The 10,306-nt window shown below is 68.6% G+C and carries 5 protein-coding genes and 1 pseudogene; 2 read left to right on the plus strand and 4 right to left on the minus strand.

Going from position 1 to position 10,306, the window contains the following annotated elements:
* Positions 1 to 832: pseudogene (locus A5655_RS28270) on the plus strand (PE family protein); the annotation flags it as partial.
* Between the two features lie 10 nt (positions 833 to 842).
* Here A5655_RS28270 and A5655_RS12235 read toward each other — a convergent pair.
* A complete protein-coding gene (locus A5655_RS12235; RefSeq protein WP_067010244.1) occupies positions 843 to 1,853 on the minus strand; it encodes a PHP domain-containing protein in 1,011 nt (336 codons plus the stop codon).
* Between the two features lie 22 nt (positions 1,854 to 1,875).
* Complete coding sequence (locus tag A5655_RS12240) at positions 1,876 to 2,307, minus strand: hypothetical protein (RefSeq protein ID WP_067010247.1); 432 nt, start codon at positions 2,305 to 2,307, stop codon at positions 1,876 to 1,878.
* A 51-nt stretch (positions 2,308 to 2,358) separates the two neighbouring features.
* Between A5655_RS12240 and A5655_RS12245 the strand changes: the two genes are divergently transcribed.
* Positions 2,359 to 3,210, plus strand: coding sequence for an LLM class F420-dependent oxidoreductase (locus tag A5655_RS12245; RefSeq protein WP_067010249.1), 852 nt, complete (start codon positions 2,359 to 2,361; stop codon positions 3,208 to 3,210).
* 372 nt (positions 3,211 to 3,582) lie between these two features.
* Here the strand turns inward: A5655_RS12245 and A5655_RS12250 are convergent, their stop codons facing one another.
* Both A5655_RS12250 and gltB read right to left on the minus strand, forming a co-directional pair.
* Entirely contained in the window at positions 3,583 to 5,049 is a 1,467-nt protein-coding gene (locus A5655_RS12250) for a glutamate synthase subunit beta (protein ID WP_067010252.1), read from the minus strand.
* Positions 5,042 to 9,619 carry a glutamate synthase large subunit gene (gltB, locus tag A5655_RS12255; RefSeq protein WP_067010255.1) on the minus strand — a complete coding sequence of 1,526 codons (4,578 nt, stop codon included), beginning with the start codon at positions 9,617 to 9,619 and terminating at the stop codon, positions 5,042 to 5,044. Before gltB ends, A5655_RS12250 begins: the two co-directional genes overlap by 8 nt.
* Positions 9,620 to 10,306 lie beyond the last annotated feature (687 nt).

Raw genomic sequence — 10,306 nt, forward strand, 5'->3', positions numbered from 1 at the left:
GGGCGGTACGGGTGGCGACGGGTCCGGTAACAACGGCGGGAACGGGGGCATCGGCGGCTTCGGCGGTGACGCCGGCGCCGGCGGGGCGGGCGGTGGCGCTGGAATGTTCTTCGGGCACGCCGGCAACGGTGGGCACGGTGGCATCGGCGGGCAGGGCGGTCAGGGCGGCACCGGCGGCCAGGCCGACAGCACGGTGTCCCACGCCTACGCCGGGCAGGGCGGCCTCGGCGGCCCGGGCGGCGCCGGCGGTGCCGGCGGCAACTCCGCCGGCGGAATCAACGGCACCGGCGGCGCGGGCGGTCAGGGCGGCACCGGCGGCACCGGCGGGACCGGCGGCGACGGTGGCAGCGCCTCGACAACAAACGGAGCCGTCATCCAGGCTCTGGGGATCGGCGGGGACGGTGGCACCGGTGGCGCCGGCGCGACCGGCGGCGGCGCGGGCGGCGCCGGCGGAGGCGGCGGCGGCGGCGCTACCGCACAACTGTCCGCGGCCGCGGGCGGAGGCGGAGGCGGAGGCGGCGGCGCCGCGGTTGCGAGCGGCCAGTCCGGCGCCGGCGGCGCCGGGAGTCTCGCGTCCAACACCACCGTCTTCGCTGCCGGAGGTGCAGCGGGGAGCGCCGGCACGGGCACCGGCACCGGCGGCGGCAGCGGCGCCGTCGTCAATTCGAACTCGTACCACGGCAACGCCGGCACAGGCTCGACGGGTGGCGGCGGCGCCAACGGCGGCAGTTTCCACACCAACGGGGGCGATGGGGGTGCCGTCGGCGTCGGCGGCTCCGGCGGCAGCGGCCTGGGTGCTTCAGGTAGTAACGGTGGCACCGGGCAGGCCTGATAGGCGACGGCTATCCGGCTGATCCCGTCCACTCCAGCAGCTGTTCGGCCGGCCAGGTGTTGACGATCCGGTCGGTCGGCACCCCCGCGTCCAGCGCGCGCTGGGCGCCATAACCGAGGAAGTCCAGCTGACCGGGCGCGTGCGCGTCGGTGTCGATGCTGAACACGCACCCGATCTCCAGCGCCTGCTTCAGCAGCCGGGTCGGCGGGTCGCGCCGTTCGGGACGCGAGTTGATCTCCACGGCCGTCCCGTGGTCGCGGCAGGCGGTGAACACCGCCTCGGCGTCGAATTTCGATTCGGCGCGGATGCCGCGGTTGCCGGAGACCAGCCGGCCGGTGCAGTGGCCCAGCACATCGGCGTGTGGGTTGCAGACGGCGCGCACCATGCGGCGCGTCATCGCGGCGGAATCCATGGACAACTTCGAATGGACGCTGGCCACGACGACGTCGAGGCGCTCGAGCAGTTCGGGTTCCTGGTCCAGGCTGCCGTCGTCGAGGATGTCGACCTCGATCCCGGTGAGGATGCGCATCGGCGCGAACTGGTCGCGCAACCCTTCGATGACGTCGAGCTGCTTGCGCAACCGCTCCGGCGACAACCCGTTGGCGATGGTCAGCCGCGGCGAGTGGTCGGTCAGCGCGCAGTACTCGTGTCCCAGCGCCGACGCGGTGGCCATCATCTCGTCGATCGGCGCCGACCCGTCCGACCAGTTCGAATGCAGGTGCAGATCGCCGCGCAGTGCGGCGCGAAGGTCGCCGCCCCCGAGATCCTGGACCGCGGAACGCAATTCGACGAGCAGGTCGGGTTCGCGGCCGGACCAGGCCTGATCGATGACCTTCGCGGTTTTGGGACCGATGCCCGGCAGCGTCTGCCAGCTGTTGGCCTGGCCGTGCCGTTCCCGCGCGGCGTCGTCGAGGCCCTCGATGATGTCGGCGGCGTTGCGGTAGGCCATCACCCGCCGGGGGTCGTGGCGGCTCCGGTCCTTGTAATAGGCGATCTGCCGCAGGGCAGTTACCGGGTCCATGGCTCCAGTGTGCCCGGCCCGATCACCAGAATTGGCCGGCGACGAACCCCGCGAGCAAGACGGCGAAGCCGCCGATCTCGCCGGTGATGAGCAGCACCATCGTCACTTCCAGGCCGCGGCCGGGGTTTTCGAACTGGTTGACGGTGTCGCGCCGCGCGCCGTGGCTGATGTAGCCGAGGATGGCGGCGACGAAAAAGAAGACGACGACGCCCGCCGCGGTCAGATTGACCCAGGCCGGCCAGGCGCTGAGTTCGACGAAGACCGCCAGCAGCAGGGTCGCGAACGAATAGAGCAACGCCGCCCGGTGCGCGATGTCGACGTACGGATGGGCGCGATGGTCGTCGGCGGTCATGATCTGGCGGTACTTCCAGACGCCGAGAACCAGCGCCAGCAGGAAGACCAGCCCGGCGGCCAGCAGGGTGATCCTGGTGTCGATTCCGAGCACGGTGGTCATCGTCCGGATGAGTTTAGTTGCGCTTCATAAAGATCGGCTAACGTCGGTTTCATGCGATTCGCGTTCAAAACCTCACCCCAAAACACCACCTGGGCCGACATGCTCGCCGTCTGGCAGGCCGCCGACGATATCGAGGTCTACGAGTCCGGCTGGACGTTCGACCACTTCTATCCGATCTTCTCCGACAGCAGCGGACCCTGCCTCGAGGGGTGGACGACGCTGACCGCGCTCGCGCAGGCGACCAAGCGACTGCGGCTGGGCACCCTCGTCACCGGCATCCACTACCGCCACCCCGCGGTGCTGGCGAACATGGCGGCGGCGCTGGACATCATCTCCAACGGGCGCCTCGAGCTCGGGATCGGCGCCGGCTGGAACGAGGAGGAGTCGGGCGCCTACGGCATCGAGTTGGGCTCCATCCGGGAACGCTTCGACCGGTTCGAGGAAGCCTGCCAGGTGCTGATCAGCCTGCTGAGCGAGGAGACCACCGACTTCGCCGGCAAGTACTACCAACTCAAAGGCGCCCGCAACGAGCCCAAGGGCGTGCAGCGCCCGCACCCGCCGATCTGCATCGGTGGCAGCGGCGAGAAACGCACGTTGCCGATCACCGCGCGCTACGCCCAGCACTGGAACTTCGCCGGCGGCCCGCCCGAACTGTTCGCGCAAAAGCGCGACGTCCTGGCCGCGCGGTGCGCGGACATCGGGCGCGACCCGAAGGAGATCACCACGTCGGCGCATCTGCGGCTGGACGCCGAGCGCAACTACGGACAGGTCATCGACGAAGCCGCGGCGCTGGGCGCCGAGGGGCTGGACCTGGGCATCGTCTATATCAATCCGCCGCACGACCCCGCCGTGCTGGAGCCATTGGCGGAGGTGATTCGGGATTCCGGGCTACTGGATAAGTGAAGAGGTGAGTGAGGTCGCTTTGTCGGCCTCACGCCGAGCAAACTAACTTGTGCGCCGCCGGCGCTGCAACTTGGTGCTTACACCCCGAACAGCATCAGTTCTTCGGCGGTGATCAGGCGCTCATGCTTTGCGGGGAACTCGCGGCTCTTTACCGGGTGACGCAACCATGACCAGGCGATTCGCCCCATTTTCGACCGGGGCATTGGGTTGACATGCACAGTGACCACTCCTGCGATCGGTCCGTTCCTGCGGGCTGCCCCCCGTGACTGCTACGCGATGAGGCCCACAGAGAACCATTAGACAACAATCGCCTGGCAAACGTGGGCAGAAACGCCGAATTGAATTCTTCTGTTTCTGGTGTGACTGATGTGACTACTGCAGCGGCGCCGCGGTGGGCTTGATCGGCGCCGGAAGCGCCGTCGAACCCATCAAGAACCGGTCGACGCCCGCCGCGGCGGCCCGCCCCTCAGCAATCGCCCAAACGATCAACGACTGGCCGCGGCCCATGTCGCCGGCAACGAATACGCCGGGTACCGAGGTGTCGAAGTCGGCCCCCCGCGCAACGTTGCCGCGCTCGGTGAGCTTCACCCCGAGGTCGGTGAGCAGGCCCGCCCTCTCGGGGCCGACGAATCCCATCGCCAGCAACACCAGATCGGCCTCGAGCTCGAAGTCCGAGCCCTCGACTTTGACGAACTTGCCGTCCTGCATGGTCACCTCGTGGGCCTTGAGGCCGGTCACGTGCCCGTCCTTGCCCACGAACTGCTCGGTGTTGACCGAGAACACCCGCTCGCCGCCCTCTTCGTGCGCCGATGACACCCGGTACATCAGCGGGTACGTCGGCCACGGGGTCGACTCGGCGCGCGAGTCCGGCGGTCGCGGCATGATCTCGAACTGGTGCACCGCGATCGCGCCCTGCCGGTGCACGGTGCCCAGGCAGTCGGCCCCGGTGTCACCGCCGCCGATGATGATGACCTTCTTGCCCTTGGCGGTGATCGGCGGCTCGCCGTCCTCGCCCAGCACGTCGTCGCCCTCCTGCACGCGGTTGCCCCACGGCAGGAACTCCATCGCCTGGTGGATGCCGTCCAGCTCCCGGCCGGGGATGGGCAGGTCACGCCAGGCGGTGGCGCCGCCGGCCAGCACCACCGCGTCGAAGTCGCCGCGCAGCTGTTCGACGGTGATGTCGACCCCGACGTTGACGCCGGCCCGGAATTCGGTGCCCTCGGCGCGCATCTGGTCGAGCCGCCGGTCCAGGACGCGCTTTTCCATCTTGAATTCCGGGATGCCGTAGCGCAGCAGCCCGCCGATGCGGTCGTCGCGCTCGAACACGGTGACGCTGTGGCCGGCGCGGGTCAGTTGCTGGGCGGCGGCCAGGCCCGCGGGGCCGGAACCCACCACGGCGACGGTCTTTCCGGTCAGCTTGTCCGGCGGCAGCGGCACCACGAAGCCTTCGTCGAAGGCGTGGTCGATGATCTCCAGCTCGATCTGCTTAATCGTCACCGGGTCCTGGTTGATGCCCAGTACGCACGCCGGCTCGCACGGGGCCGGGCACAGCCGCCCGGTGAAGTCCGGGAAGTTGTTGGTGGCGTGCAGCCGTTCGATCGCGTCGCGCCAACGGCCCCGGCGCACCAGGTCGTTCCACTCCGGGATCAGGTTGCCCAGCGGACACCCGTTGTGGCAGAAGGGAATACCGCAGTCCATGCAACGCGTCGCCTGGTGGCGCAGGGTCTCGTCGTCGAAGTCCTCGTAGACCTCGTTCCAGTCGCGCAGTCGCAGCGGGACAGGCCGGCGCTTCGGCAATTCCCGATGCGTGTATTTCAGGAAGCCGGTGGGGTCAGCCATGCGCGGCCGCCATGATCGCCTTGTCGACGTCGACGCCGTCGCGCTCCGCCTCGGCGATCGCCTGCAGCACGCGCTTGTAGTCGCGCGGCATCACCTTGACGAAGTGCCGGTGCTGGCCGGGCCAGTCGGCGAGGATGCGCTGGCCGACGGCGGAATCCGTGGCGTCGACGTGCGCCTGGATGGTGCCGCGCAGGTACTCCAGGTCGTCCTCGTCGAGCGCCTCGAGCTCGACCATTTCGGCGTTGAGGTTGTTTGGCAATTCGCCCTCCGGGTCGTACACGTAGGCCATGCCGCCGGACATGCCCGCCGCGAAGTTGCGCCCGGTGCGGCCGAGGATGACGACCTTGCCTCCGGTCATGTATTCGCAGCCGTGGTCGCCGACGCCCTCGACCACCGCGTGGGCGCCGGAGTTACGTACCGCAAACCGTTCGCCGACGACGCCGCGCAAGTAGGCCTCACCGCTGGTGGCGCCGAACAGGATCACGTTGCCGCCGATGATGTTGTCCTCGGCGACGTAGTCGGCCGGCGCGTTGTCCGACGGCCGCACCACGATCCGGCCGCCCGACAGGCCCTTGCCGACGTAGTCGTTGGCGTCGCCGTAGACACGCAACGTGATCCCCCTCGGCACGAAGGCGCCGAAGCTGTTGCCGGCGGACCCGTCGAAGGTGATGTCGATGGTTCCGTCCGGCAGGCCCTGGCCGCCATAGGCTTTCGTCAGCTCGTGGCCGAGCATGGTGCCCACCGTGCGGTTGACGTTGCTGATCGTGGTGGAGAAGCGGACCGGCTTGCCGGAGTCCAGCGCCTCGCGGCTCATCACGATCAACTGCTGGTCGAGCGCCTTGTCCAGGCCGTGATCCTGACGCGAGCTGCAGTACAGGTCCTGGTTCATGAACGCCGACTCGGGCTCGTGCAGCACCGGCGCCAGGTCCAGCCGGTGGGCCTTCCAGTGCGCCCGCGCCAGCGTGGTGTCCAGCGACCCCACCTGGCCGACCGCCTCGTTGAAGGTGCGGAAGCCCAACTGCGCCATGTATTCCCGCACCTCTTCGGCGATGAACATGAAGAAGTTCTCGACGAATTCGGGCTTGCCGGTGAACCGCTCGCGCAGCACCGGGTTCTGGGTGGCGACGCCGACCGGGCAGGTGTCGAGGTGGCAGACCCGCATCATGATGCAGCCGGCCACCACCAGCGGGGCGGTGGCGAAGCCGAATTCCTCGGCGCCGAGCAGCGCCCCGATAATCACGTCGCGTCCGGTCTTCAGCTGCCCGTCCACCTGCACCACGATGCGGTCACGTAACCCGTTGAGCAACAGGGTCTGCTGCGTCTCGGCCAACCCCAACTCCCACGGGGCGCCCGCGTGCTTCTGCGACGTCAGCGGCGTCGCGCCGGTGCCGCCGTCGTGCCCCGAGATCAGCACCACGTCGGCGTGCGCCTTGGACACACCGGCGGCGACGGTGCCCACTCCGTTTTCGGAGACGAGCTTGACGTGCACGCGCGCGGCCGGGTTGGCGTTCTTCAGGTCGTGGATCAGCTGCGCCAGGTCCTCGATGGAGTAGATGTCGTGGTGGGGCGGCGGCGAGATCAATCCGACGCCGGGCGTGGAGTGCCGCACCTCGGCGACCCACGGGTACACCTTGTGGCCCGGAAGCTGGCCGCCCTCACCGGGTTTCGCGCCCTGGGCCATCTTGATCTGGATGTCGGAGCAGTTGGTCAGGTAGTGCGAGGTCACCCCGAAGCGGGCGGAGGCGACCTGCTTGATCGCGCTGCGGCGCCAGTCCCCGTTCGGGTCGCGGTCGAATCGCTTGACGTCCTCGCCGCCCTCGCCACTGTTGGACCGGCCGCCCAGGCGGTTCATCGCGATGGCCAGCGTCTCGTGCGCCTCGGCGGAGATCGAGCCGTAACTCATCGCCCCCGTGGAGAAGCGCTTGACGATCTCGCTGGCGGGCTCGACCTCTTCCAGAGGCACGGGGGGCCGCACGTCGCCGCGGAACTTCAGCAGCCCGCGCAGCGACGCCAGCCGCTCGCTCTGGTCGTCGACGAGGCGGGTGTACTCCTTGAAGATCTTGTATTGCCCGGTGCGGGTGGCGTGCTGCAGCTTGAACACGGTCTCCGGGTTGAAGAGGTGGTACTCACCCTCCCGGCGCCACTGGTATTCGCCACCGACCTCGAGCTCGCGGTGGGCGCGCTCGTCGGGCCGGTCGATGTAGGCCAGCCTGTGGCGGGCGGCGACGTCGGCGGCGATGTCGTCCAGGGTGATGCCGCCGGTGGGGCAGCTCAGCCCGGTGAAGTACTCGTCGAGCACGTCCTCGGAGATGCCGACGGCCTGGAACAGCTGCGCGCCGGTGTAGGAGGCCAGCGTCGAAATGCCCATCTTGGACATCACTTTCAGCACGCCCTTGCCCGCGGCCTTGACGTAGTTGTTCAGCGCCTTGTTGCGGTCGATCCCGTCGATGACCCCGCGGTCGAGCATGTCCTCGATCGACTCGAACACCAGATACGGGTTGATCGCCGCCGCGCCGAAGCCGACCAGCGCAGCCATGTGGTGCACCTCGCGGGCGTCACCGGTCTCGACCACCAGACCGACGTGGGTGCGGGTGCGGTCGCGCACCAGGTGGTGGTGCACCGCCGCCACCGCCAGCAACGACGGGATGGGCGCGAGCTGCTCGTCGGATCCGCGGTCGGACAGGATGATGACCCGGGCGCCGTCGGCGATCGCACCGGATGCCTGCGCGCGCACCTCCTCGAGCGCGGCGGTCAGACCGGCGCCGCCCTCGGCGACGGGGTACAGGCAGGGAATCACCTTGGAGCGCATGCCGTGCGGGCGCCCGTTGACCTTGTCGTCCGGGTTGAGGTTGATCAGCTTGGCCAGTTCATGGTTACGCAGGATCGGCTGCTGCAGGACGATCTGGTGGCAGGAGTGCTCGTCGGGGTTGAGCAGGTCGCGCTCGCCGCCGGTGGTGCCCTGCAGGCTGGTCACCACCTCCTCGCGGATGGCGTCCAGCGGCGGGTTGGTCACCTGGGCGAACAGCTGCTGGAAGTAGTCGTAGAGCATCCGCGGTCGCTCGGACAGCACGGCGACCGGGGTGTCGGTGCCCATCGAGCCGATCGGTTCCGCCCCGGAGCGCACCATCGGCGTCACCAAGAGGTTGAGTTCCTCGTAGGTGTAACCAAATGTCAACTGGCGCTTGACGAGTCGCTCGTGCGGCATCCGGACATACTCGCCCTGCGGCAGGTCGTCGAGCGGCACCAGGCCTTTGTCGAGCCATTCCTGGTAGGGGTGCTCGGCGGCCAGCTCCGCCTTGATCTCCTCGTCGGCGACGATGCGTCCTTGGGTGGTGTCCACCAGGAACATCCGGCCGGGCTGCAGCCGCATCCGGCGGACCACCGTGGCCGGGTCCAGGTCGAGCACGCCGGCCTCGGAGGCCATCACCACCAGGCCGTCGTCGGTGACCCAGATTCGGGAGGGGCGCAAGCCGTTTCGGTCCAGGACGGCGCCGATGATGGTGCCGTCGGTAAAGGTGATCGACGCGGGACCGTCCCACGGCTCCATCAACGAGGCGTGGTACTGGTAGAAGGCGCGCCGGGCCGGGTCCATCGACTCGTTGCGTTCCCATGCCTCGGGGATCATCATCAGCACCGCGTGGGCCAGGCTGCGCCCGCCCAGGTGCAGCAGTTCGAGCGCCTCGTCGAAGCGCGCGGTGTCGGATGCGCCCGGAGTGCAGATCGGGAACAGCTTCTCCACGTCGTCACCGAAGAGATCGGTCTTGATCAACGCCTCGCGGGCCCGCATCCAGTTCTCGTTGCCGGTGACGGTGTTGATCTCGCCGTTGTGCGCGATGCGGCGGAAAGGATGCGCCAGCGGCCACGACGGGAAGGTGTTGGTGGAGAAACGGGAGTGCACGATGCCCAGCGCACTCGTCAGCCGATCGTCTTGCAGGTCAAGGTAAAACGCCTTGAGCTGCGGGGTGGTCAGCATGCCCTTGTAGATGAAGGTCTGGCCGGAAAGGCTTGGGAAGTAAACGGTTTCGCGACCGGGGCCGTCCTGTCCCGGTCCTTTCGTGCCCAGTTCGTGCTCGGCGCGCTTGCGCACCACGTAGGCCCGGCGCTCCAGCGCCATCCCGGAGTCGCCCGCCATGAACACCTGCCGGAAGGTCGGCATCGCGTCGCGGGACAGCGCGCCCAGCGACGAGTCGTCAGTGGGGACGTTTCGCCAGCCCAGCACCTGCAGGCCCTCGGATTCGGCGATCTTCTCCACCGCGGCGCACGCGGCGGCGGCGTCCTTGGACGACTGCGGCAGGAACGCGATGCCGGTGGCGTAGCTGCCCGCCGGCGGCAACTCGAAATCCACGACTTCGCGCAGGAACGCATCCGGGACCTGGATCAGGATGCCGGCGCCGTCACCGCTGCGCGGCTCGGCGCCCTGGGCGCCCCGGTGTTCGAGGTTGAGCAGTGCGGTGATCGCCTTGTCGACGATGCCGCGGCTGCGACGGCCGTGCATATCGACGACCATGGCTACCCCGCACGAATCGTGCTCGAACGCGGGGTTATATAACCCGACGCGCTTGGGCGTCATATGCACCTGACCCTTCACCAAACGTTCTTCGCTGCCGCTACGAGCGGTTCCGGCGGGACCACAACCCGGGAGGGTTGCGGGCCTCGGACCCGTTGGCCCCTTCGGTCTTGCCGATAGGCTGTGCCCCAGGCGGGAATGATCCGTTGTTGGGGATTCGTCCGTGCAGCGTTGAACGGTGGCCTGAAGCTGGTTTCGACAAGTCGTAAAACGATATGACAATACCCGCCTGACATGCCAACTTCGTTAAGTCTAACCGGCAACCGGCAGCGGCGTAAATTCGCAGCAGCGGGCGGTCGACGACGTCACCGACATGGGAGTTTGGGCTTTCATTTTCCCGGCCCCGGCGTCGATGCTAGCCGACCGGCGGCCCCGATCACCAATTCGTCCGCCTTTGCTGTGATCGCGCCCACGTGCGGCGAGGTTCCCGCGGGGCTTGCCCACGAGCGTGCTCAGCCGAGGGTGGACGGCGTCGCAGCGGCGGGGCGCCGACCAGGCCAAAGTTTGCACGCGCCGGAGGCCCGTCCGCCGGCGGCGCGTGACCGATACTGGACGGGTACCGGTCCGGCACCGAGGAGCCCATGAACGAGCGCGACGAATTCCTGCGGGACCGGCTGCGGCCCGACCAGCCCGGTGCGCCCGCAGCGCGCCCGCCGCTTTGTCGAGGACGCCGATGCCGCTATGCTGTCA

The sequence above is a fragment of the Mycobacterium sp. 1081908.1 genome (assembly GCF_001673535.1).
Classification (GTDB): domain Bacteria; phylum Actinomycetota; class Actinomycetes; order Mycobacteriales; family Mycobacteriaceae; genus Mycobacterium.